The organism is Priestia sp. 3CA3, from assembly GCF_056836725.1.
On sequence record NZ_JBXENJ010000002.1, the window covers coordinates 673,895 to 694,126 of the forward strand.

Below are 20,232 nucleotides of genomic sequence, written 5' to 3' on the forward strand. Positions count from 1 at the left end.
GAAGAAAGTGTACATTGTTAGGAGGAAACGAAATGATTAAAAAATTAGACCATTTTGTGTTAACAGTAAAAGACATTGAAAAAACCATTCACTTTTATACGGTTATCTTAGGCATGCAAAAAGAAACGTTCGGAGAAGGAAGAGTAGCGCTTCGTTTTGGTGAACAAAAAATAAACTTACATCAAGCAGGGCATGAATTTGAGCCTAAAGCAAATCACCCTCTTCCGGGTTCCGCTGATTTATGTTTTATTACAGAAGAAAAGATCGAAAGCATAATCCATCATTTACAAAAACATAATGTAGAAATTGAAGAAGGGCCGGTCAGACGTACAGGTGCTGTAGGGCCTATTGTTTCTGTTTATATTAGAGATCCTGATTACAATTTGATTGAGCTGTCGAACTACGTAGATTAAGGCGACCTTCTTAAAAAACGCTGTTTTCATAAATATTATTGCTATGTTATAGAGGCTCAAAAGAAAACTCGCAGTAGAAATTTGCGAGTTTTCTTTATTATATAAGGGACCCCGCTTCTTATAAACTGCGTCCTTACAATCTAATTAACAACCAAATTGATCGTATCTTTTTGTATTTCATACTGACCCTTTATTTCTCCAATACCAGTGATAAAAAGTGAATCACCCGTTTCCAATGGTTTATCCTGTAATACGATAAGTAATTTATTTATATTTTTCAATCCAACCGCACAATAGGAAAGAGATGGTTGTTGAATAAGGTATTCTTGGTTAATTATCCTTACTTTTATATAATTTTTATGTAATAACCTGCCTTCCAAAGGAACAATATTCATCGGATCAAAGGATAAAGCAATGATTTCTCCTTCAATGAAAAGATGGGTTCCTATCTGTGCTTCGAATTCATCAAGTTCTTTCTTCCTTGATTCAACCGCAAAATTTACTGCTGCTTCTGTTTCCGGGCTTATTTGAACCTCTTCAATTGCCTGTTTTCGAGGGGGAATATCAAGAATTTTAATTAACTCAAATAGTGTTGTTTTAGCCTCAAAAAAACTTTCTTTCCAATCAGGTAACAATTCATCCAGCAACAAACACATAAATAAGCCTGAACTATAACAGCTGCGCCTTATATTAGAAGTGGATTCAACCACGTCTATTAGATTTTTTCCATATTTTTTTAAAACCAAATCATTAGGAAGCGAAGATTTTTCTGAAAAAGCCTTTAGTTCAACGTACCAGGCTGGTCCTTCAACAGATTCAATTAAGTTTTCATATGTTAAATGCTCTTTTATTCCTTCTGTCCTTTTTTCCCTTAGGCTGATAAATTCGTTCAAATACTGCTTCTTGTTACTGATACTAGTTTCTATCAATGCATTATAAAGACTTTTTCTTTCCCGATTTCGAATTTCTACATTCTCTTTTGTTAAGGGATAGGTTATTCCCATCGTTTCATCAGGAAAGCGTTTTTCCCCTTTTACATATTGATTTCCGTGGAATAATTCGTGAACCAATATCGAAAAAAGTCCTTCATAGTCATCGTACAGTTCCATATCAGCAATAGCCGTAGGATAGCCATCAAATAGAATAAGCGTATTTCCCACAAACTGCTCGTCCCGTTTTAAAATTTCATATGATTTAGGAGGAATGTCATTATACCTAGGATGATTGAACAGGAATACACTGTTTTGGTCGTACAATGCATAGGCAACAAGTTCAAAATTTGGCCAATACCTTTCTAAGTTCGTATTAGTTAAGTCCTTGGCAATTTGATTCAGAAAATGGTTCATTCTTTTCATCCCCAATTGTTAATTCCCTAAGGAAAGAGAATATTCTTTTTTAGAAAAAAGGGTTTGTTCAACTTGACTGTCCCGTTAGTTGAATAAGATTACTGTTATTATCCTAATTTTAACATAAGTTTCCTAACGTTTGGTTTACTGTCTAGGAAGAAACGAAATGATTAAAAAATTAAACCATTTTGTGCTGGCGGTAAAAGACATTGAAGAAGCGACCTTATGAAAAAAAGAGAATGCACAAGGCATTCTCTTTTTAAATGGCTATATAAGGTACTACTCTTTAGACTTACCTATCTCTACTTTTTTCGTAAACATTTTCATGTCACCATCTACCGTAACATGAGCGGTAATCATATATTCGCCGTCTTCTTTAAACGTATAGTCCGTGCTGTAGACGCCTTTTCCTTCGTGCGGTGCTTTTGTCATTTCTTGATTGATGTAGCCTTCTTTTTCAACTTGGAACTGTACGTCGTCCGCGTTTTCTACTTTTTTATCTCCTTGTGTCACAAGGACTTTAAGCTTGACTTGTTCATTTGCTTGAATGGATTCCGGTACTTCAATCGTTCCTTTTACTTCTTTTGAACGTGAATCATTTCCTTTTGAACAGCCTACTATAGCTATCATTAAAACAAATAATACGATGGTGAGTTTTTTCATTATGTTGTTCTCCTTTGTTATGTAAATGTGAAGTCTTCCTGCAATTTCATATTATACTCATTTATCCGGTAAAAAGAGAAAAATTGCTTATTGTCCACATAAAGTTCTTATTTCTACAGTAGCTTTTACATCTTTTCATTTCTCTAATCGTCATTTCCTTCACAAAAAAGCTGAAGAAGCGTATTGCCTTCTCCAGCTTTACCTTTATCTCTGCGGTTCTTCTAGGGTATAAGCAGACAGTGCGTTTTCGACCCATCGTACAAAATCTTTGCTTGCTCCCCAATCAATATTTAATATCCCTTCTGCGCTTCCAGAAGGAATACACTTTACTTTGTTTGGACCCGACACATTTTCTAGAATAATGGTTAATGATCCTCTGCCGCCGGTGCGAAAAAAATAGCGTTCAAACACAAGCGTACACATCTGCTTACCGTCTCCGAGATCATAATATTCCTTGTATAATAAGTCACTTTCGGAATTATTTGCGTTCACAAGCTTTTTTGCTCCATCAAAAGGAAGCAGCGTCGTTTTAAATTCAATTACCTTTCCCATCACTCAAGCCCCTTTCTATCGCAACAGATACCTACTACTTCTCTTTTTCCCTCTAAAAAACCTGCCGCTTCTCTTTATGTACAATATGGTACAATAGAAAAGAAAAAGAATTGTTTGAACGGAAAAAGGAGCATACAACCTCTATGAATACACGAGATCAACTTATCCAAAATGTGGTTTCCACGATGCGAAACCAAACGAAAAAAATGCAGCTGTCGGTTATCCCCACTTTAAAATCATATATTCCTTTAAATGAATTTTTAGCGCTTCGCCTGCTGTATAAAGAAGGCAATCATATCGTTTCTGAGATTGCCGAGCATATGCACATCTCAAACAGCAGCATGACGTGCGTCAGCGACCGTCTCATGGAAAGAGAATTTGTCACGCGCGTACGAAGTCAAAAAGACCGCCGCGTTGTCTACTTATCGATTACGGATAAAGGAAAAGCGTTTGCAGAAGAAATGGAAAAAGTGCTCACTAAAGAATACGGTGAAAAGCTTAGCCATTTTACGGATGAAGAATTACAGACGTTTCTTCGCTTGTTAAATAAAATGGATATTTAATAAAAAACCAGATGCCCGCTAAGCAGGCCTCTGGTTTTTATTTGTGTTAGTTGTCATTTACCTTCAAATTAAAGGCGTCTGAAGTTAAGTCTTTTGACCAGTCTTTTTCGTGATCACTTACATACGGAATAAATCGAAGCATAGTGACGTCCTTATCATTTCGGTACTCTCCGTCCATCTCTATCACTGTGTCTGTTCCTCCTCCACTGCCGCTTTCAGAAAGATTTCTTCCATTTTGATCTTTTATGTCTACACCAACATCCGTTCCGCCTCGGATGCTTCCGTTTGATGATGTAAACGTATAGTGCATTTTAATCGAAACAGGCGATACGCGAACTTCTTTAATAGACAATACGCCTTCTATTCCCTTTTCGCTAATCGGAATTTCCTTGTTTAACGGATACACTTTAGTATCAGCAATGATTTTTGAGCCGTTTACGCTTGTATGAACCGTCCAATTCCCTTTAATTTCTCCGTACGAATCCCGGTAGTTCCCGCTTTTCGTCTGACCAGGATTCTTTTCAAATTCGAGGCTCGTGAACTGCGCGCTGATTTGATAGTTTTTATTCGGATCAATGTGATCTAGCACGCTGTAGCCTTCAACATCAATTTCCCCGTCTCCGTCCGTGTCCGCTTGCGTTAATTTTAAAGCGTACAGATAGTCCCAGCTTCCGTCTTTGTTTTTGATTGGTTCCTCTCTAATACTTGAAGCGGAATCAAAAAACGACATATTGCCAATTTTTACGCGCAGCTCTCCCGGTCGAATTGGCGCGTTTTGGTTAAGTCCTAGTGCGGTTCTTCTAATTTCATCTGCGCTGATCGTCAGCCCAAGCAGCACCTGTCCGTCATCAAGCATTAGTTCATTTACTTTTACTTCAATACCTTGGTCCGTTGCCGTTTCATTTACCGCTTTTTTATAGCTGTTCAAACTGCCTTCAGGCTTGTTCATAAGCAGCTCAATTTGCTGACCGAGTTGCTGACTGATTCGCACAGCCGATGCCCATACCGTTTCATTTTGTATCATCACAGGCGTTACAGCAAGCAGCAGCACCGCAGCGGCAATTAGCGGACGCGCTTTTTTCCGCGCTGGCTTTATTTCACGTTTTAAGCGCTTTTTCATTCGTTTTTTCTCGCTTGCCGTTAGCTCAATTTCTTCATATTCATCAAAGTCTACAGAAGATCCATTTAAAAAGTCGTACTGATTTTTCATCTTTGTCCCTCCTTATTTCTTATTTAAAAATGGCTTTTAACTTTTTTCGTCCGCGCGACAGCCGGTTGTATAAATTGCTGATGGTGGTCTCTTGTTTTTTCGCAATTTGCTTCAGCTCGATTTCCTGTAAGTAATACGCTTTAAACAGCTCGCGGTCTCCTTCACTTAAGTGACCTAAAAGTTCTTCCACGTCATTTGTTTGAACGTTATGAACTCCTGATGTTTCACCGAACTCCGCTTCGCCAAGCGCTTCGTGCTGCGTTTTTATGTATTTGCGCTGATAGTCAATGGCTTTGTACTTCGCAACAGCCGCAACCCAGTTTTTAAACGTATTTTTCTCCGAATCAAAGCGGTGAATATGATGCCACACCGCTAACAATACGTCATTTACACATTCTTCTTCATAGCTTTTGAGCGTGCCTAAATGCTTGCGTACAATGGCCGTAATTAACCCTCCGTACTGATCAATTAACAGCTCTAATCCTTTTTCTTTTTTACGCGTTATACACCCAACAATCCAGTCATCTTCCATGACATTGCTCCTTTCTCCTTGCTTTTACATCTATTAATACGCATTCTTTTTACAAAACCTATCAATCTTCCTAAATTAAATTAAAAATAAGCTTGTTCCGTATTTCCCTCGCTGGTAAAATAAGCTAAAACCTTTGAAGGAGGCCGCTATGATTACCTATCCTTTTCTTACATCTAACCCAACCATCGGCGTAACCGCACCGTCTTCCGGTGTACCGAAGCCTCTTCACTCCATGTTTTCTTTATCGTGTGAACGAATGAAGGAAAAAGGTTTTTCTGTTATACCCGGAGAAACCGTGTGGACGCAGCACAAAGCAAAATCTGCTTCTCCTAAAAAACGTGCAAGTGAGCTTCAAGCCATGATTACTGATGAAAACATTGATATCGTTATCCCGCCTTGGGGAGGCGAGCTGCTGATTGAAATTCTTGAACATCTCGACTTTACAAAATGGAAAGCAAAATGGGTTCTTGGTTATTCTGACACCAGCGTTCTTTTGCTGGCTATTACACTTAATACCGGGATTGCAACGGCTCATGGAACCAACTTTGTGGATTTACGCGGAGAATACTGGGATCCAACGACTGCGATGTGGCAGCAGGTGCTGACGACCAAAAAAGGAGAAAGCGTAGCTCAAGTTTCTTCTGATTGCTATCAAACAGAATGGCAGCACGATAACCCGTCACCATGCGTGTTTCATTTAACCGAGCAAACGGCTTGGAAGCACACATCGTCAAGCGACGTTCATATCCAAGGACGCCTGCTCGGAGGATGTATTGACGTAATCAGGCACTTGGTAGGAACTCCTTTTGGAGATGTAAAAGCTTTTCGAGAAAAACATATTCCTTCAGAACCGGTCATTTGGTACTTTGACAACTGTGAACTGACGACGGCTGACCTTCGCCGCTCACTTCTTCAGCTTAAGCTAGCGGGCTGGTTTGATAACTGCTCAGGTATTTTATTCGGCAGAAGCATTGCTAATCAACCCGTTGATTCCTACACGGCTGAAGATGTGTATCATGACCTTGCCTCTGACTTACATATTCCTGTTGTCTATGAAATCGACTGCGGCCACCTCCCTCCTCAGCTCACGCTTATTAACGGCGCGTACGCGAGTGTTAACGTAGAGAAGAATAAAGGCACGGTCGTTCAACACTTTGCGTAAAAAAAGAAGCTTATATATAGGTAGCTTGATTAAAAGAAGATTCGAACGAACTTGATTCTTGATGGAGAATCCAATTCTTTCGGATTTTTTTATGGGTATGGTGCACGTAGGTTTGTTTCATATATGTAGGTGCTTCTAATGGTTGATTGGAGGGCAAGACGAAGACTCCTGCGGGAAAAGCGGAACAAGTGAGACCCCGCAGGAGCGTTCGCGACGAGGAGGCTCATCGGCCGGCCGCGGAAAGGGAAGTCTTGCACGGAAATCAACCTCGATTCATTTCGTTGTTTCACAACCTTGTTTTACATATCTGTCATCAGTAATACAAACGTCCCAAACAAGAAAAAAGTTGCACCAAACCACGAGTGATAGTGCTCTTTTTGTTTTCTTTCAAACTTCCATTCTTCAAATCCTCGAATTACATACAGGAAAAAAAAGAAAAGAAACATAAAAACGGAGGTATAGGCTGGAGGTATAACAAAGATCAGCACTAAAAACGCAGCAAGCATCACCATTTCAAGTGTGATAAACAGCGGACGCCTTCCCTTAAAGCTTCTCCAATAGCTTTTTTTCATCTTTGTATTCAGCTTCTTTCGCATGGCAAGATCCAGAAAGATATAAACGACTGCCAGAATCAGCAAATACACAAGCGTCATTTCCGTCCCTCCTTCCGACTTAAAATATCCTTATACTTCCATTTTAAAGGACTTTCCATAAATTTCAAGTCTCTAAAAAACTTTATCCAACTTATTAGTGCAAGCATTCATATATTTAAAAATCGCTAATATATTGACTAATGTACAGGTTAAATTCTCTGTATAAACTCACCTAGAGGGGGACATCAAGTTATGAGAATAAAAGAAGTGAAGCAAGGTGCACTCACAGCGCTGAAAAACCGCTGGGGATTCGCCGTACTGCTTACGTTCGTTACGTATCTAATTGCTGCCGGTATTCCAGGACTTATTGACTTTCTTGTTAACGGATTTCCAAGCGGGTCTGAAACCGAATACTCACAGTCTACCTTAGCTAATATTGTATCTCTGCTGCTCGTACCGCTCTTTTTTTCTTACTACTGGGTACTATTGCGTCTGGTGCGAGGAGAAAGTGTACGTGTAGGAAACGTGTTTGATTCGTTTTCATCTGCGGGATTATACTTTAGAACACTCGGACTTTACTTGCTAACGATTATTTATACCGTGCTGTGGAGTATTTTACTAATCATTCCCGGCATCATCAAAAGCCTTGCCTATTCACAGGCTTACTACGTATTCCGCGATAACCCAGATTATTCGGTGAACCAGTCTATTACTGAAAGCAGACGGTTAATGAACGGCTACAAGTGGACCTACTTTTTACTCGTTTTAAGCTTTATCGGCTGGGGAATTTTAAGCTTGATTACGCTTGGCATCGGGTTATTATGGCTTGTTCCGTATGTAACGACTTCGCTTGGCGTATTCTATGAAAAGCTAAAAGCAAATGAAACAGAAGTTGCTGAATAGAAGAAAAACCGTATTCGAGTTGCGAATACGGTTTTTTTATGGGTGATTTCAAGCTGCCTGGTCTCCTCCAGCAGAAGGTCTTGCCTTTTTATTCTTCGCTTTTTTATTCACTAAATAAATACTGATAATAATAAGCGCTAACCCTACAAGAAGTGACGATGTAAACGGTTCGTCTAAAAAGAGTGTTCCAATGACAATTGAAATAATCGGAACAAGAAAATTAAACGACGCCACTTTGCTGGCATCTCCTTGGCTGATTAAATGAAAATAAATAAGCCACGCAACGGCAACGGAAAACAGTGCTAAAAATAAAAGCAGCAGCACATATGATGAATTCCACACCATATGAGACCACCCTTCTACTCCACTGCCTGTCGCTGTCATAACCACTCCGCCGACAAGACTTTGAATGGTAATAAGCCAAATGCCGTCTACGCTGTCGCTAATACGTTTGATATAGACCGTTCCAATCGCCCAGCTCAGCGCTGTAAGGACAGCAAGAATAATTCCAACGGCTGAAGCATTAGCAGATAATTCCCCCATGCTGATAGTAGCTACGCCTACAAACCCAAGAATCAAGCCCCCTACTTTCACAGCGTTCATGCTTTCTCCAATCCATAGCCATGCAATGATGCCGATGAGTACCGGCTGCAAGTAGACAATCACGCTGAAGACACCCGCTGGCATAAACATAAGTCCGAGCGTTTGCAGTCCGTAGAATAAGATGGCATTAAATAAACCTGATACCATGTATTTATGCCAGTTCTGCTTCCAGTGAAGCCGTTTATATCGTGGCAGTGCAACTGCTAATAATACAATTCCTGCAAGTAATGACCTCACGCCAGATAACAAAATCGGCGATGAATACCCAAGCGCCAGCTTCGATACCGGCCACGTTAATCCCCAAATCAGTACAAGAGCAGCTAAAAGAATCCCGTTAATAAAAGATGATGACTGTTTCATACAACAACCACTCCTACATATATGAATGTAAATGACTCACGCGTTCATTCCTCCTTGTATACTACGCCTCTTTTTCACTCGCTTCAATTGCATGTTTTTTATGTAATCGATGCATAGTAGTTATAAATAATGATTTTGTTCTTTTCTTTTATGAAAGCTTATCTTTCTTATTTATAAGCTAATCCAGAAAAAGATAAAGTGGATTCCCAGTGACGATATCGTTTTTTATCTATAACCTTCATGCATAGTTTTAATAACTAAGTGGTAATAGATTTAATATAAAAAAGTAGATAAGCTAAATAGGCAGACGACAAAGAAAAGCTTAAAGGAGTCGTTTTATGGAGTGGCATCAGCTAAAGTATTTTCAGACGCTAGCGCGCATTCAGCACTATTCTAAAGCAGCCGAGCAAGCAGCGATTTCGCAGCCGGCTCTTAGCAGGTCGATTGCCAAACTCGAAGCAGAGCTCGAAGTTCCTTTGTTTGAACGTATCGGACGAAATATCAAGCTCACGAAATACGGAGAAATTTTTCTTCATCGTGTGGAAAATGCGTTAAAAGAAATTGAAATAGGAAAACAAGAATTACAGGACTTTACAGATCCTGAATACGGACATTTATCGATTGCATTTGTTCAATCTGATTTTGTGGTCGGGCTTATTCACTCTTTTCAGACTGAATACCCTCACATTGATTACCGTTTAACTCAAACGGGCTCAAACGGTATTATCCGTATGCTGCAGTCCGGCGAAGCAGATATTGGCTTTGTATCGTTAATTCCGATCGAGGACAAACTGATAAACGTTGAACCCGTTTATAAAGAAGAACTTTTTATCGTGGTTTCACGGAATCACGCTTTAGCTAAGTATGATCAGCTTGATTTAAAGTCGTTAAAAGATGAGCACTTTGTCACTTATAAAGCAGGCTACGGGCTTCGTACGCTGATGGATACGTTTTGCGAACAAGCCGGTTTTAGCCCGCGCGTTATTTTTGAAGGTGAAGAGCTTTCTTCTATTTTAGCGTGCGTCTCTACAGGTTTTGGCATCACGCTGACGCCAGACCTCCATTCGCTCGACAAAACGACGTTCAAACTGATTAAAGTCATTCAGCCCTACTGCATGAGGACAATTGGCATCGCATGGAAAGAAAACAGCTATTTGTCCCCCGCGGCTAAAAAGTTTATTTCTTTTATTCCATCTTAACTAATTAAAACATCTAAGGAGGACACATCATGTACCCAAATAAATTGTATATTAACGGAGAATGGAAAACGACTGAAGACACAATTGACGTAGTAAATCCCGCAACAAAAGAAGTGATTGGCCATATTCCAAAAGGCGGAGAAAAAGAAGCCGCAGCGGCTGCTGATGCCGCGGCGACAGCTTTTAAAACGTGGTCGAAAAAAACGGCGCAAGAACGCAGTACCATTTTAATGAAGTGGCATCAGCTCATTGAACAGCATCAAGATGAATTAGCTGAAATCATGACAACGGAACAAGGAAAGCCGGTTGAAGAAGCAAAAGGCGAAATTCAATACGGAAATGACTATATCGCTTGGTTTGCTGAAGAAGGAAAACGCATCTACGGAGAAACGATTCCAGCACCTTACGAAAACAAGCGCATCACTGTAAAAAAACAGCCGGTTGGCGTCGTTGCAGCGATTACACCGTGGAACTTCCCGGCAGCCATGATTACACGTAAAGTAGCTCCGGCTCTTGCTGCAGGCTGTACAATCGTGTTAAAACCATCTGAAGAAACGCCGTTTACGGCTTTTCGCTTGACTGAACTGGCAGAAGAAGCCGGCGTACCAAAAGGTGTACTAAATGTTGTAACAGGAGACGCAGCGGCAATCGGTGATACGTGGCAAAAAGACGGACGCATCCGCAAGCTAACATTCACAGGTTCAACAGCTGTCGGAAAACATTTAATGCGCGGCGCAGCGGATACGGTCAAAAAATTATCGCTTGAACTTGGCGGACATGCCCCGTTCATCGTCACAAAACACGCTGATCTTGACGCAGCCGTTGAAGGCGCAGTCGCATCTAAATTTATTAATGCCGGCCAGACGTGTATTTGTACAAACCGCATTTACGTGCACGAATCGATTGAAGCAGCGTTTGTTGAAAAATTCAAAGAAAAAACAGCTGAGCTAAAAGTAGGAAACGGCTTGGAAAAAGACACGGACGTAGGCCCTCTTATCAACGAAAAAGCCGTTGAAAAAGTTCAAAAACAAATTGAAGATGCCAAAGCAAAAGGCGCTGAAATTGTTCTCGGCGGACAAGCCGTGACAACGGAAAACGGATTTTTTATGGAACCGACTATTTTAACGAATGTAACTGATGACATGAACTGTATGTTTGATGAAACGTTTGGCCCTCTGGCTCCTGTCGCTACATTTAAAACAATTGATGAAGCGATCGATCGAGCAAACAACAGCCCTTACGGCTTGGCGGCATATGTTTTCACAGAAAACATCAAAGAAGCAACGTATATCTCTGAAGAATTAGAATACGGAATTGTTGGGGTAAACGACGGCTCTCCATCAGCCGCACAGGCTCCATTCGGCGGCTTCAAAGAAAGCGGTCTTGGCCGTGAAGGAAGTCATTACGGCATCGAAGACTATTTAGAAGTGAAATATATTTCAATGGGACTATAACCCTAAAAACCAGCAGCTATTTAGCTGCTGGTTTTTATTTTGCACCCTCTTTTTTAACGGAAAAACGGAAAAATTCCATCCTTCTTACATATTTTCTAATAAATCTATGAATCTCCTAAACATTTCTACCTAGATAAATTGTCAGAATTATTACAGAGATGGTGACAATTCTACTTATATCGCCCTTTAATATTAAAACTATGTTACAAAATGTCGTAATTTGGAATTAGATGTTTACTTTTCCTGTCAGGATTGATAGACTCACAGTTGTGAATAAAACAAGTTATGGAAAGGGAGAAAGAACATGCTAAAGAAAGCAAATCGTACAGTTATGAATATGGGGTTAGCAGCATTACTTGTTCCCGCTGCCCTAACATTTAGCACAACTTCAGCAAGTGCAAATGACGGAGGCGCTGCACCAGCACCCGTACAAGAAAAGGTAACGCCAAGCGTACCTCAACAACAAGCAACTACTACTAATCAAAAAGTCATCGTAAACGTGAGTGCGTTAAATATTCGTCAAGGAGCTAGCTTTTCATCTCCAGTTGTTGGAACGGCAACACAAGGTCAAGAGTTTGCTATTTTAAAAGAAGCAAACGGCTTAGTTGAAATTGCACCAAACAAATGGATTTCAAAAAGCTCAAGCTATGTAACAATTGCATCAGGTAAACCAAGCGCAAGCCAAGTAAAAGGTGTAAGCACATCAACTCCTTCTACTTCTACAGCATCTGCATCTACATCAGCAGCAAAAGAAACTAGCACACCAGCACCTGCTCCAACAACAAGCACGGCTTCTGGAAGCACAGTAAATGTTGCACGTAGTTTAGTAGGATCACCTTACCAATGGGCAGGAAACACACCAAGCGGATTTGACTGCTCAGGCTTTATCGCATACGTGTTCAACCATAGCGGTCACAGCATTTCACGTACAAGCGTAGCTAACTACTGGAACATGGCGACAAAAATTTCGTCTCCACAACCAGGCGATCTAGTATTCTTCCAAAACACATACACAAGCGGCCCATCTCACATGGGAATCTACATCGGAAACGGCCAAATGATTCATGCTGGTTCACACGGTGTAGCAGTAGCTGACCTAGATGTTTCTTACTATCAAGATCATTTCTTAGGATACGGACGCTTCTAAGAAAAAAATGCCCTCCAATCGTTAGATACGTTCTAACGATTGGAGGGCATTTACTTTTTATCGCTGCGCGACAGAAAGCGCCTTTTCAATCCGCGTTTGAAATTTATTTTTCCAGTCTTCAGCTAGCTCAGCCACTTCTAAAGCCCGCTGCATCCCTTCTACATCTTTTGAATGATGGAAATATAAATCAAGCGTGAACCACACGGATACTTGGTCCGGATGAGCTTGAATTAATTTCACTTTCGCGTCTTTCGTAATCGTACCTTCTTTCAGCACCCGGCAAAGATAGCCGGTATAGCTTGTCTCAATCATTCGTTTTAAAATCCCTTTAACGCCCGTTCTCTTTGTAATCGTGTCACATGGGTTTCGCCCTTGCGTCACTTGAATAACGGCGTCTCCCACTTGATAAACGTCTCCAATGCATACGTCTTTTTCAACCATGCCCGCTAAGACAAGATTTTCTCCAAACGCAGACATGGGAAGCTCCGTATCAAACTCTTCATTCCATTTTTTATAGTGCTCATACGGATACACGCACACCGCACGATCGGGTCCGCCGTGATACCTTAAGTCCGCTACGCCGTCCCCTTGAAACCCTTCTTTTGCTAAAAATGTTTCGTCTACTTGCTTTTTGCAGATACCTGTCCGCATTTCTTTGTCAGAGCCGTATGCCATTTGTTCAGGCATGGCGGTTGCTAAATGAATCAGCCTTCTCTCGGGTGTTGTCATTATGTTTACACCTCTTTTATCATTTTTACTAGTTTACCACACTTATAGAGCATTTTATTTACTTGTTAGCTCTCTCAGCGGCTTCCACTTAAGTCCTAATGCATAAGTAATAGCGGTAGCTGCGACAAATCCAAGCAGCACTCCTGAAACGGTCGGCATAAATAAAGATGGGAACACCGCTACGCACACCAGTGTTACCACAAAATTTCCGGTATACGACCATTTGGGATGCTTTGAAAAAAAGGTTTGAATACTATTCATTGTTAACTCCTTTGTACTTTTACTTTGTCATTATTCATGAATATTCTACCATTAAAAAGGAAAAATTTCTCTTAAACAGCATATGATAAGTGATTTTGTCTCTTTTTTACTTCTCATGCTGTAATTCCAAGAACCGGAAGTATCATAAATTTTTAAAAATATTTCACAATTATATTAAAAATATCTTCATTTCCCCTTTTTCTTTTGTTCAAAATGATTTAAGATAGTAGAGGCTGTCGAAATATAAGTTATTATGTCATTTCTGCATGTTTTTTTACATATTAGCACATAGTAAATATTATTTTACAATTACGTCATTTTTTATAATGGCCTAAAAAATTTTGCCCATTTTTAACAAAATTGGCGTAGAAGTTCCGTTTTTGTATAAAATAGAGGCCGATTTACATAGTCATTTCTATGCACGTCCCTCTTTTATAAATATAGGATACATGTAAGGAGAAAAGTAAATGTCAATTTTAATGGGAATTATCGGGATTGTAATTATCTTAGCAGTTGCATTCCTCATGTCAAACGACAAGAAACTTATCAACTATAAAGGCATCGCAGTTATGCTTGTCATCCAGCTTGCTATCTCTGCTTTTATGATGAATACATCGATTGGTCGCAAGGTGCTTGACTTTATCACAAGTGTATTTACAAAGATCTTATCATTTGGTAACGACGGAATTTCGTTCGTGTTTGGAGATCTTGCAGGAAAAGGCATTTTCTTTATCCAAACGTTAGTTATGATTGTATTCGTTTCAGCATTATTAAGTATTTTAAACTACTCTCGTATTTTACCCTTTGGGATCAAATATATCGGAGGACTTGTTTCAAAAATTACCGGACTTCCCCAAATTGAAAGCTTCACAGCCGTGAACGCGATGATTTTTGGTGATACAACGGCGCTAATTGCGGTGAAAAACCACATCGGAGGTTTAACACCAAACCGTTTATTTATCGTTACAACAACGTCTTTAGTATCCGTTTCTTGTTCGATTCTAGGCGCATACATGCAGATGATTCCGGCGGAATACGTATTAATTGCCCTTCCGCTAAACGTATTCTCTGGTTTAATCGTTTCTTCTATCGTTGCACCAGTAAAAGTAGAAGATGAAAACGAAGTCGATATCAAAGCGCCTGCTAAACAAGGCACGCTGTTTGAAGCAATCGGTGACGGAGCCCTAGACGGCGGACGCGTTGCGTTAATCGTAGCAGCTATGCTTGTAACGTACGTTGGTCTTTTAGCATTAGTGAACTACGTATTAAACGGTGTCATCGGATTAACGGTTCAAGACATTTTAGGCTATATCTTCTACCCAATTGCCTTTATCATGGGTATCCCGGCAGACGAACTGATGAGAGCCGGTGGCGTAATGGGAACAAAAGTAGTAGCAAACGAATTCGTTGCCATGCTTGACTTCCAAAAAATGATGCCTCACCTTTCTGAAAAAACAGTCGGTATCGTATCAGCTTACTTAATCTCATTTGCAAACTTCAGCTCAATTGGGATCGTTCTTGGTACGATCCAAGCAATCAATGGCGAACAAGCTTCACGCGTTGCAAAGTTCGGATTGAAGATGCTGTTAGTAGCGACAATGGGATCGATTTTAACAGGTATTATGGTTGGATTGTTTATTTAATGAGAAAGCACTCACTTGTGGTGAGTGCTTTTTTAGCATTTTCTATCTGTTTTTAATCCATATCTACAATAGAAGTAACGCGGTAGTTATCATTGTAGCTGACGTTTACTACGTATTGCTTAGAGTTATCTTCTTTCACCTTCCCCGTTACCTCTATATAATCAAAACCATGGTCCGCAAAATCTGCTTTTTCCACCACTAGGTCTTTATGTCTTTTTTCTTTAAAATATGTAATGGCTGCCTGCTCCGCCTTATGGAACATTTGATCATTTTGTTTTTGCTCCATTTTTTTTTCTTTAGAATGATTGATGTAAATTCCTCCTACTAAGACTAGGAGTATAAGGACTGAACAAAAAATGAGAGCTTTTTTCATTGCTTTTCTCCTTCTTCAGCAATACTGCAAGCTTTCTGTTGGATTTATCCTGTAATCTGCCTCAACCTTTTAATTCTGCTTTACTTACTTTCATTAATAATAGAGATATTAAGAGAAAACTCCTCAAAACTTAATTGTCCCAAGGCAAACTTCATACTTTCAACAAATATACGTTCATTTTTAGTTAGTTCACGCTTTGCTTCCTTTTCAATCCATTCATGCTCAATGTCCAAAACATCTAACACATGCTTTTGTTTCGAAAAAGCCTCATAGTATCTTAATCCAAACTTTCTTTGAGAGACGGCATCAATATGAATGCCATCTGGATTTGCTGTTAAGCCTTTTGATGTTACAAAATAACAATTTTTTTCAGAATGGGCAACTTTAGATAATATCTGATTTATTTGTTTATATTCTACGGCGCTTTTTCCAAATCCGACTTCTCCAAGGTAATGTCCCAACTCACCAATAATAATCGGGATATCTGGTGCATTCAATTCTTCTCTCAAGTGTTTAAATAATGAAAGCAGTTTATCTTCATACGTCTTATAACGTTCTCCGTAACTGTCGCTTTCTCCTTGATGCCACAGAATTCCCACTAACTCACTTGTTTCCATTGCGAATTTCGCTTCAGAAATCGCGTGTCTGGTTAATAGTCCGTCAATTGTCCACTCATCAATTGAGCTTCCTCCCTCGGCACATGGTATTAACCCAATGGACTCGCCCGGATGATCCTCTGTCCAAGCTTGAGCAAAAGAGGCTGCCGGCCCAACACCAGATATGTGACGATCAAAATTAAGTGGTTCTGCCATCGTTTGCCACCTGCCGTTTCGTAACATATGTATATGCTCATTATAAATCGGCGGTACGTCCCCAATAAATCCTCTGCCTGCCATATTTGATTGTCCAATTAATAATATAGATTTCATCGAAATACCTTCTTTCTCTTCCATGTTGATCACTTTTTTTAAATTTGCTCGTGCTTATACTTATAGAATTAGTTACACTTTGATATATAGCTTAATTAATGGCTTCAAGAGCTTGTTTCAAATAATCCATTTCCGAGGTTATATCATCTATCTGTTGGTTTAACTGACTTACTTTATTAAGAGTATTCTGTGCGTCTAATAAATTAATTTCTAACATCAAACGGCTTGCTTCACTCTCAAGCTCCAATCTCTTTGCAAATAATACCTCATGCTTTTTTATAATTTCCGATTTTAAATTCTTACTATTGGTTTCTTTCATACTTCTACCTCACTAACTTGTAATAACAGTATTTTATTGAGCTGTAAATTTCCCTATATAATTTAATAATTACCTACAGGGAAGTTTATGACATAGTTAAAGTTGCCTTTTTCACTTACAGGAAAGCCACATTTACATAAGATAAATAATAAGAACCAATTAAAATAAAGTCCATCATTCACTTTCCTCGGATGGCGTTTATAAGTTCTTGGTGTTGACATTCAGATACATACTGAGCGCTCAAAAGCTTCTCTAACTGTTAAAAACAAATACAACATTCCATAATAAGGGAAAATTGAAATCATTTTGTTTTTTTTGCAGGAAAAAAAAGCAAAGTATATAAAGATAACAATATGCATCAAAAAGTGTTGAGAATATTTTATGATCATTTTTTATCAGCACGAGATCCATAATTTGAGAAAAGAGCTTATATGAGTCCGTGTCTTAAGTATGCCTATTATATAGAATGGGTTACTTAGTAAATAAGGGAAGGTGATTTATATGTTAGGGGAAGAAGATTTAAAAGTAAATTGTATATCAGCTGCTATAGGTTTACTCATCCAACATAATATCATCACTCACCAGGAACTGGACAAACTAACTAAAACGAATTATCACGTTTTTTATCATTTTCTCATGGATAAGCTAATTGAAGAAGAGTTTAGTAAGGATAGAGTGGTACAAACATAAGTGCTTCAACAAAAAAAGAAGCGCAAGATCCAAAGCAGGAATCTCCTATTTCAAATGTAATTCTTATAGGGCTCCTTACATATTAGACATATATAATATGTAAGGGCTTTCTTACCCAACAAAGCCTCCTATAGTTTAAATGTATTTCTTCACAGTCTATCATTTTAAAAGTCATTTTATCAAAGGAGACCTGCCAATATTGTTACAAAAAAGTCCTCTCCTCGTTTCAGGAAAGGAACGTGTATTTCAGTGAATTTTATAAGCTACTTCCAAGTCTGATCTAGTTTATCTGAATAGAAATGTAAGGCTTTTTTATAACTTAGTATTTCATTGTCATTTGTCGTACTTATTAAGCATTTCAGTAACAGTTCCATCGCTTTGCTATGTTCTTTTAAATTGTATAAAGTCATGGAATAAAACACTTTAATTACATGATTATCTGGGAATAATTCCATCCCTTTTAAAAATGTCTCTTTTGACTTTTTATATTCCCCCAAGGCTCTATATGTGCTGCCCAATCCTAATACTGCACCTTCCATATCCTTAGAGGGTAATCCTATCTTTATGGCATTTTCGTAAAAGGGCACTGCCTTTTCTTCTTCTCCTAATACGTCAAAGCTCCAAGCACATTGATAGTTATATAAAGCATTGTCTGGGAATTCCTTAACTAATTCACTTAGCAACTCGTTAGATTCTTTGTGATTTCCATTCTTTCGTAACGCTAATGCTTTATCTAGTTTGTTATTCATCACTTAAATCTCCAACCCTTCTTTTTCCCCCTATTTATCTCTTAACATCCTTGCATATCCAGAAATTCAGCGTATTTGTACACTTTATCCAGATCTATTTCTTGTTTTAACTATCCTTAATATTTAATTTTTAAAGGCTAACCCATTGGCCTGCAAAGCTGCTTTAAGTTTAGGTAAAGAAGCAGGACCCATACCATGAAATTGTAATATCTCTTTTTCACTAAATGTTGATAGCTGCTGCAAAGAAGTTATCCCGTTGCTTTCCAATGCTCGTCTTGCTGGTGCTGATAGCATGGAAAGAAATCCATCTTCAGGTTTGCGTTCTTGCTCGCAGGTTGGGCAGGTCGGACAGCTACTGCTTTTATAGTATTTGTGTCCTTTATGACAGATTCTTAGATTTCCCTTTTGGATTTTCATTTTTAATCTCTCCTTTTCTCAAGAGTTTTTTAGCTTTTATCCCCTGCCACTTCTGCAATGGATGATTTATGGAGAAACAGAACATCATGCGTATAGTAAGCTAATTATTATTAAATGCTTGTTAGTCTCGTTTCAGATAGTACAGCTCCATTACAAATTACGCTAACACCTTACATGTTTGCGTTTGAAACCAATCCGTCCTCTATCTATATCCTTTTGAATGTTTTCGGAAGCAAGAAGAATACTACTTTTTTTCTTATCCTTCTTAACTTCGACTGGACCTACTGCCTTTGCAGTTTCAAGGGCCTTTTCATGAAGTGGCAAATATGAAACACCGACTGTATAGATAAAATTATTCATAGCCGATTTCGTTCGATCTGGAGAATCGTGAATCGTATTTTTCACTTGATTAAGCATATCGGCAATCTTGCTTGTGCTAAATTCATCGTCAGGACGATTCCCCAAAAGCCAGCAGTAGCAACTCCAACCTGCCGACATTTTCAATTCTTCACCGCTTGCCACCCATTTATCAGCAACAACTTGCGCAAAATCGGTTTCTGACAAAGTGACTGCAACTACATAATCAGATATCATGTAAAAATACGCTTTATCAATCCAACGCTCAAAATCCTCCGCAGTCATCTCTGTTGGGTCTGCAATGATACCAGCAAAATACATAGCATCGTAATTTCCAGACGCATAAAGCTGCTCGGCCAAAGCCTGATTTTTCTTGATTTTCTTTGCAATCGGCTTCATTTTTCCTGTTGCCACTCCAAAAAGTGGATCGTGTGCACCATTGTTTATGTAAGTCTTTTTAATTCGTTCTGTGCCAAGCGCTTCAAGTTCTTTCATAACCATTTCAAAGTCCACCGTTCTGTACCCTCCTTCTTCTCCGTTCATAATCTGCTTTTTATTTACGCCAAAAAGTTGAACAGTCTTTCTTATCTAAGATATTAAACTCGATTATTTTCTTAAGTAATTCATAGTTTACCCTCTCAGTCCATAGAATTCGAAACAGACCTTTGGTAGCGCTATATCCAGCCTGAGCAATGTCATGATTAAAGTGCGCAATGCCTTTTTCTTCAGGTGAAACGCTCAAATGATGTTTCGCTGAGGCAAAGCCGATGATGAATGTTCCATGATCAGTAAACATTGGCGTATTCCATTTGATTTGTGGCTCCAAATTCGGAAAAGTATTAGCAATCCAAGCCAAAACCTCCTCTGTTCGGTCACGGTGGTCAGGACTATCTATACGCGCTAAATATTCTGCAAAAACTTCCATAGCATCTTCTCCTAAAGTAAAATTTTTTTTAATCTACTCTACTTTTACACAAAGCGAACATCAGTCAGTTCACTTAGCCTTATTTCATTTTTAACTCAAATACATTAACAATTTATATTAGCCATGTTTTAAATAAAATG

General features: G+C 39.0%; 25 protein-coding genes. 9 read left to right on the plus strand and 16 right to left on the minus strand.

From position 1 onward, the window contains the following. The first annotated feature begins 32 nt into the window (after nucleotides 1-32). Entirely contained in the window at nucleotides 33-413 is a 381-nt protein-coding gene (locus AC1VNJ_RS08675; RefSeq protein ID WP_154991893.1) for a VOC family protein, read from the plus strand. A 140-nt stretch (nucleotides 414-553) separates the two neighbouring features. On the opposite strand, the gene AC1VNJ_RS08680 is transcribed toward AC1VNJ_RS08675, so the two are convergent. From AC1VNJ_RS08680 to AC1VNJ_RS08690, 3 genes are all read right to left on the minus strand, one after another. Continuing rightward, the gene (locus AC1VNJ_RS08680; RefSeq protein ID WP_154991892.1) at nucleotides 554-1,759 is read right to left on the minus strand and encodes a hypothetical protein; all 1,206 of its coding nucleotides are present in this window, start codon (nucleotides 1,757-1,759) and stop codon (nucleotides 554-556) included. A 279-nt stretch (nucleotides 1,760-2,038) separates the two neighbouring features. After that, the gene (locus tag AC1VNJ_RS08685; protein ID WP_482640639.1) at nucleotides 2,039-2,422 is read right to left on the minus strand and encodes a FixH family protein; all 384 of its coding nucleotides are present in this window, start codon (nucleotides 2,420-2,422) and stop codon (nucleotides 2,039-2,041) included. Between the two features lie 204 nt (nucleotides 2,423-2,626). Further along, nucleotides 2,627-2,974 (minus strand): DUF6054 family protein, encoded by a 348-nt coding sequence (locus AC1VNJ_RS08690; protein WP_482640640.1) that lies wholly within the window; start codon nucleotides 2,972-2,974, stop codon nucleotides 2,627-2,629. 143 nt (nucleotides 2,975-3,117) lie between these two features. Here AC1VNJ_RS08690 and AC1VNJ_RS08695 point away from each other — a divergent pair, with 143 nt between their 5' ends. Further along, a complete protein-coding gene (locus AC1VNJ_RS08695; RefSeq protein ID WP_016765035.1) occupies nucleotides 3,118-3,537 on the plus strand; it encodes a MarR family winged helix-turn-helix transcriptional regulator in 420 nt (139 codons plus the stop codon). A 46-nt stretch (nucleotides 3,538-3,583) separates the two neighbouring features. Here AC1VNJ_RS08695 and AC1VNJ_RS08700 read toward each other — a convergent pair whose 3' ends face one another. Both AC1VNJ_RS08700 and AC1VNJ_RS08705 read right to left on the minus strand, forming a co-directional pair. Beyond that, nucleotides 3,584-4,747, minus strand: coding sequence for a DUF4179 domain-containing protein (locus tag AC1VNJ_RS08700; RefSeq protein WP_482640641.1), 1,164 nt, complete (start codon nucleotides 4,745-4,747; stop codon nucleotides 3,584-3,586). Nucleotides 4,748-4,766: 19 nt separating this feature from the next. Then, on the minus strand, nucleotides 4,767-5,279 hold the full coding sequence (locus AC1VNJ_RS08705; RefSeq protein ID WP_048019395.1) for a sigma-70 family RNA polymerase sigma factor: 513 nt from the start codon (nucleotides 5,277-5,279) through the stop codon (nucleotides 4,767-4,769). Between the two features lie 148 nt (nucleotides 5,280-5,427). Between AC1VNJ_RS08705 and AC1VNJ_RS08710 the strand changes: the two genes are divergently transcribed. Further along, nucleotides 5,428-6,441, plus strand: coding sequence for a S66 family peptidase (locus AC1VNJ_RS08710; RefSeq protein ID WP_482640642.1), 1,014 nt, complete (start codon nucleotides 5,428-5,430; stop codon nucleotides 6,439-6,441). A 299-nt stretch (nucleotides 6,442-6,740) separates the two neighbouring features. On the opposite strand, the gene AC1VNJ_RS08715 is transcribed toward AC1VNJ_RS08710, so the two are convergent. Beyond that, the gene (locus AC1VNJ_RS08715) at nucleotides 6,741-7,094 is read right to left on the minus strand and encodes a DUF4181 domain-containing protein (RefSeq protein ID WP_430155299.1); all 354 of its coding nucleotides are present in this window, start codon (nucleotides 7,092-7,094) and stop codon (nucleotides 6,741-6,743) included. Between the two features lie 192 nt (nucleotides 7,095-7,286). Here AC1VNJ_RS08715 and AC1VNJ_RS08720 point away from each other — a divergent pair, with 192 nt between their 5' ends. Continuing rightward, complete coding sequence (locus tag AC1VNJ_RS08720; protein ID WP_034267099.1) at nucleotides 7,287-7,937, plus strand: DUF975 family protein; 651 nt, start codon at nucleotides 7,287-7,289, stop codon at nucleotides 7,935-7,937. Between the two features lie 48 nt (nucleotides 7,938-7,985). On the opposite strand, the gene AC1VNJ_RS08725 is transcribed toward AC1VNJ_RS08720, so the two are convergent. After that, on the minus strand, nucleotides 7,986-8,900 hold the full coding sequence (locus AC1VNJ_RS08725; protein WP_325075115.1) for a DMT family transporter: 915 nt from the start codon (nucleotides 8,898-8,900) through the stop codon (nucleotides 7,986-7,988). A 338-nt stretch (nucleotides 8,901-9,238) separates the two neighbouring features. Here AC1VNJ_RS08725 and AC1VNJ_RS08730 point away from each other — a divergent pair, with 338 nt between their 5' ends. From AC1VNJ_RS08730 to AC1VNJ_RS08740, 3 genes are all read left to right on the plus strand, one after another. Beyond that, entirely contained in the window at nucleotides 9,239-10,099 is an 861-nt protein-coding gene (locus AC1VNJ_RS08730) for a LysR family transcriptional regulator (protein ID WP_154991889.1), read from the plus strand. A gap of 29 nt (nucleotides 10,100-10,128) precedes the next feature. Continuing rightward, a complete protein-coding gene (locus AC1VNJ_RS08735) occupies nucleotides 10,129-11,553 on the plus strand; it encodes an NAD-dependent succinate-semialdehyde dehydrogenase (RefSeq protein ID WP_165636326.1) in 1,425 nt (474 codons plus the stop codon). A gap of 304 nt (nucleotides 11,554-11,857) precedes the next feature. Further along, the gene (locus AC1VNJ_RS08740) at nucleotides 11,858-12,700 is read left to right on the plus strand and encodes a C40 family peptidase (protein WP_034267107.1); all 843 of its coding nucleotides are present in this window, start codon (nucleotides 11,858-11,860) and stop codon (nucleotides 12,698-12,700) included. A 57-nt stretch (nucleotides 12,701-12,757) separates the two neighbouring features. On the opposite strand, the gene AC1VNJ_RS08745 is transcribed toward AC1VNJ_RS08740, so the two are convergent. After that, complete coding sequence (locus AC1VNJ_RS08745; RefSeq protein ID WP_482640643.1) at nucleotides 12,758-13,429, minus strand: MOSC domain-containing protein; 672 nt, start codon at nucleotides 13,427-13,429, stop codon at nucleotides 12,758-12,760. A 54-nt stretch (nucleotides 13,430-13,483) separates the two neighbouring features. Continuing rightward, entirely contained in the window at nucleotides 13,484-13,690 is a 207-nt protein-coding gene (locus tag AC1VNJ_RS08750; RefSeq protein ID WP_034267112.1) for a hypothetical protein, read from the minus strand. 467 nt (nucleotides 13,691-14,157) lie between these two features. Between AC1VNJ_RS08750 and AC1VNJ_RS08755 the strand changes: the two genes are divergently transcribed. After that, complete coding sequence (locus AC1VNJ_RS08755) at nucleotides 14,158-15,333, plus strand: NupC/NupG family nucleoside CNT transporter (RefSeq protein WP_047750239.1); 1,176 nt, start codon at nucleotides 14,158-14,160, stop codon at nucleotides 15,331-15,333. A 52-nt stretch (nucleotides 15,334-15,385) separates the two neighbouring features. Here AC1VNJ_RS08755 and AC1VNJ_RS08760 read toward each other — a convergent pair whose 3' ends face one another. The 3 genes from AC1VNJ_RS08760 to AC1VNJ_RS08770 all read right to left on the minus strand — a co-directional run bounded on the left by AC1VNJ_RS08760 (nucleotide 15,386) and on the right by AC1VNJ_RS08770 (nucleotide 16,954). Then, nucleotides 15,386-15,706 carry a hypothetical protein gene (locus AC1VNJ_RS08760; protein ID WP_482640644.1) on the minus strand — a complete coding sequence of 107 codons (321 nt, stop codon included), beginning with the start codon at nucleotides 15,704-15,706 and terminating at the stop codon, nucleotides 15,386-15,388. Nucleotides 15,707-15,786: 80 nt separating this feature from the next. Continuing rightward, the gene (locus AC1VNJ_RS08765) at nucleotides 15,787-16,635 is read right to left on the minus strand and encodes a sialate O-acetylesterase (protein WP_482640645.1); all 849 of its coding nucleotides are present in this window, start codon (nucleotides 16,633-16,635) and stop codon (nucleotides 15,787-15,789) included. Nucleotides 16,636-16,726: 91 nt separating this feature from the next. Continuing rightward, nucleotides 16,727-16,954 carry a hypothetical protein gene (locus AC1VNJ_RS08770; RefSeq protein WP_033580126.1) on the minus strand — a complete coding sequence of 76 codons (228 nt, stop codon included), beginning with the start codon at nucleotides 16,952-16,954 and terminating at the stop codon, nucleotides 16,727-16,729. Nucleotides 16,955-17,455: 501 nt separating this feature from the next. Here AC1VNJ_RS08770 and AC1VNJ_RS08775 point away from each other — a divergent pair. Beyond that, nucleotides 17,456-17,644 (plus strand): hypothetical protein, encoded by a 189-nt coding sequence (locus AC1VNJ_RS08775; protein WP_014458940.1) that lies wholly within the window; start codon nucleotides 17,456-17,458, stop codon nucleotides 17,642-17,644. 263 nt (nucleotides 17,645-17,907) lie between these two features. On the opposite strand, the gene AC1VNJ_RS08780 is transcribed toward AC1VNJ_RS08775, so the two are convergent. The 4 genes from AC1VNJ_RS08780 to AC1VNJ_RS08795 all read right to left on the minus strand — a co-directional run bounded on the left by AC1VNJ_RS08780 (nucleotide 17,908) and on the right by AC1VNJ_RS08795 (nucleotide 20,092). Next, nucleotides 17,908-18,393: a tetratricopeptide repeat protein gene (locus tag AC1VNJ_RS08780; protein ID WP_482640646.1), complete on the minus strand. Its 486-nt coding sequence runs from the start codon at nucleotides 18,391-18,393 to the stop codon at nucleotides 17,908-17,910. A gap of 123 nt (nucleotides 18,394-18,516) precedes the next feature. After that, nucleotides 18,517-18,810, minus strand: a complete 294-nt coding sequence (locus AC1VNJ_RS08785) for an RNA polymerase alpha subunit C-terminal domain-containing protein (RefSeq protein ID WP_482640647.1) — start codon at nucleotides 18,808-18,810, stop codon at nucleotides 18,517-18,519. 162 nt (nucleotides 18,811-18,972) lie between these two features. Then, on the minus strand, nucleotides 18,973-19,680 hold the full coding sequence (locus AC1VNJ_RS08790; protein ID WP_482640648.1) for a DNA alkylation repair protein: 708 nt from the start codon (nucleotides 19,678-19,680) through the stop codon (nucleotides 18,973-18,975). 40 nt (nucleotides 19,681-19,720) lie between these two features. Beyond that, nucleotides 19,721-20,092, minus strand: coding sequence for an iron chaperone (locus AC1VNJ_RS08795; protein WP_328132992.1), 372 nt, complete (start codon nucleotides 20,090-20,092; stop codon nucleotides 19,721-19,723). Between the last annotated feature and the right edge of the window lie 140 nt (nucleotides 20,093-20,232).

What these genes read in the sequence shown, in the direction of transcription:
- AC1VNJ_RS08675 (WP_154991893.1), top strand. Translation starts at nt 33, where the DNA reads ATGATTAAAAAATTAGACCATTTTGTGTTAACAGTAAAAGACATTGAA.
- AC1VNJ_RS08680 (WP_154991892.1), bottom strand. Translation starts at nt 1,759, where the DNA reads ATGAACCATTTTCTGAATCAAATTGCCAAGGACTTAACTAATACGAAC.
- AC1VNJ_RS08685 (WP_482640639.1), bottom strand. Translation starts at nt 2,422, where the DNA reads ATGAAAAAACTCACCATCGTATTATTTGTTTTAATGATAGCTATAGTA.
- AC1VNJ_RS08690 (WP_482640640.1), bottom strand. Translation starts at nt 2,974, where the DNA reads ATGGGAAAGGTAATTGAATTTAAAACGACGCTGCTTCCTTTTGATGGA.
- AC1VNJ_RS08695 (WP_016765035.1), top strand. Translation starts at nt 3,118, where the DNA reads ATGAATACACGAGATCAACTTATCCAAAATGTGGTTTCCACGATGCGA.
- AC1VNJ_RS08700 (WP_482640641.1), bottom strand. Translation starts at nt 4,747, where the DNA reads ATGAAAAATCAGTACGACTTTTTAAATGGATCTTCTGTAGACTTTGAT.
- AC1VNJ_RS08705 (WP_048019395.1), bottom strand. Translation starts at nt 5,279, where the DNA reads ATGGAAGATGACTGGATTGTTGGGTGTATAACGCGTAAAAAAGAAAAA.
- AC1VNJ_RS08710 (WP_482640642.1), top strand. Translation starts at nt 5,428, where the DNA reads ATGATTACCTATCCTTTTCTTACATCTAACCCAACCATCGGCGTAACC.
- AC1VNJ_RS08715 (WP_430155299.1), bottom strand. Translation starts at nt 7,094, where the DNA reads ATGACGCTTGTGTATTTGCTGATTCTGGCAGTCGTTTATATCTTTCTG.
- AC1VNJ_RS08720 (WP_034267099.1), top strand. Translation starts at nt 7,287, where the DNA reads ATGAGAATAAAAGAAGTGAAGCAAGGTGCACTCACAGCGCTGAAAAAC.
- AC1VNJ_RS08725 (WP_325075115.1), bottom strand. Translation starts at nt 8,900, where the DNA reads ATGAAACAGTCATCATCTTTTATTAACGGGATTCTTTTAGCTGCTCTT.
- AC1VNJ_RS08730 (WP_154991889.1), top strand. Translation starts at nt 9,239, where the DNA reads ATGGAGTGGCATCAGCTAAAGTATTTTCAGACGCTAGCGCGCATTCAG.
- AC1VNJ_RS08735 (WP_165636326.1), top strand. Translation starts at nt 10,129, where the DNA reads ATGTACCCAAATAAATTGTATATTAACGGAGAATGGAAAACGACTGAA.
- AC1VNJ_RS08740 (WP_034267107.1), top strand. Translation starts at nt 11,858, where the DNA reads ATGCTAAAGAAAGCAAATCGTACAGTTATGAATATGGGGTTAGCAGCA.
- AC1VNJ_RS08745 (WP_482640643.1), bottom strand. Translation starts at nt 13,429, where the DNA reads ATGACAACACCCGAGAGAAGGCTGATTCATTTAGCAACCGCCATGCCT.
- AC1VNJ_RS08750 (WP_034267112.1), bottom strand. Translation starts at nt 13,690, where the DNA reads ATGAATAGTATTCAAACCTTTTTTTCAAAGCATCCCAAATGGTCGTAT.
- AC1VNJ_RS08755 (WP_047750239.1), top strand. Translation starts at nt 14,158, where the DNA reads ATGTCAATTTTAATGGGAATTATCGGGATTGTAATTATCTTAGCAGTT.
- AC1VNJ_RS08760 (WP_482640644.1), bottom strand. Translation starts at nt 15,706, where the DNA reads ATGAAAAAAGCTCTCATTTTTTGTTCAGTCCTTATACTCCTAGTCTTA.
- AC1VNJ_RS08765 (WP_482640645.1), bottom strand. Translation starts at nt 16,635, where the DNA reads ATGAAATCTATATTATTAATTGGACAATCAAATATGGCAGGCAGAGGA.
- AC1VNJ_RS08770 (WP_033580126.1), bottom strand. Translation starts at nt 16,954, where the DNA reads ATGAAAGAAACCAATAGTAAGAATTTAAAATCGGAAATTATAAAAAAG.
- AC1VNJ_RS08775 (WP_014458940.1), top strand. Translation starts at nt 17,456, where the DNA reads ATGTTAGGGGAAGAAGATTTAAAAGTAAATTGTATATCAGCTGCTATA.
- AC1VNJ_RS08780 (WP_482640646.1), bottom strand. Translation starts at nt 18,393, where the DNA reads ATGAATAACAAACTAGATAAAGCATTAGCGTTACGAAAGAATGGAAAT.
- AC1VNJ_RS08785 (WP_482640647.1), bottom strand. Translation starts at nt 18,810, where the DNA reads ATGAAAATCCAAAAGGGAAATCTAAGAATCTGTCATAAAGGACACAAA.
- AC1VNJ_RS08795 (WP_328132992.1), bottom strand. Translation starts at nt 20,092, where the DNA reads ATGGAAGTTTTTGCAGAATATTTAGCGCGTATAGATAGTCCTGACCAC.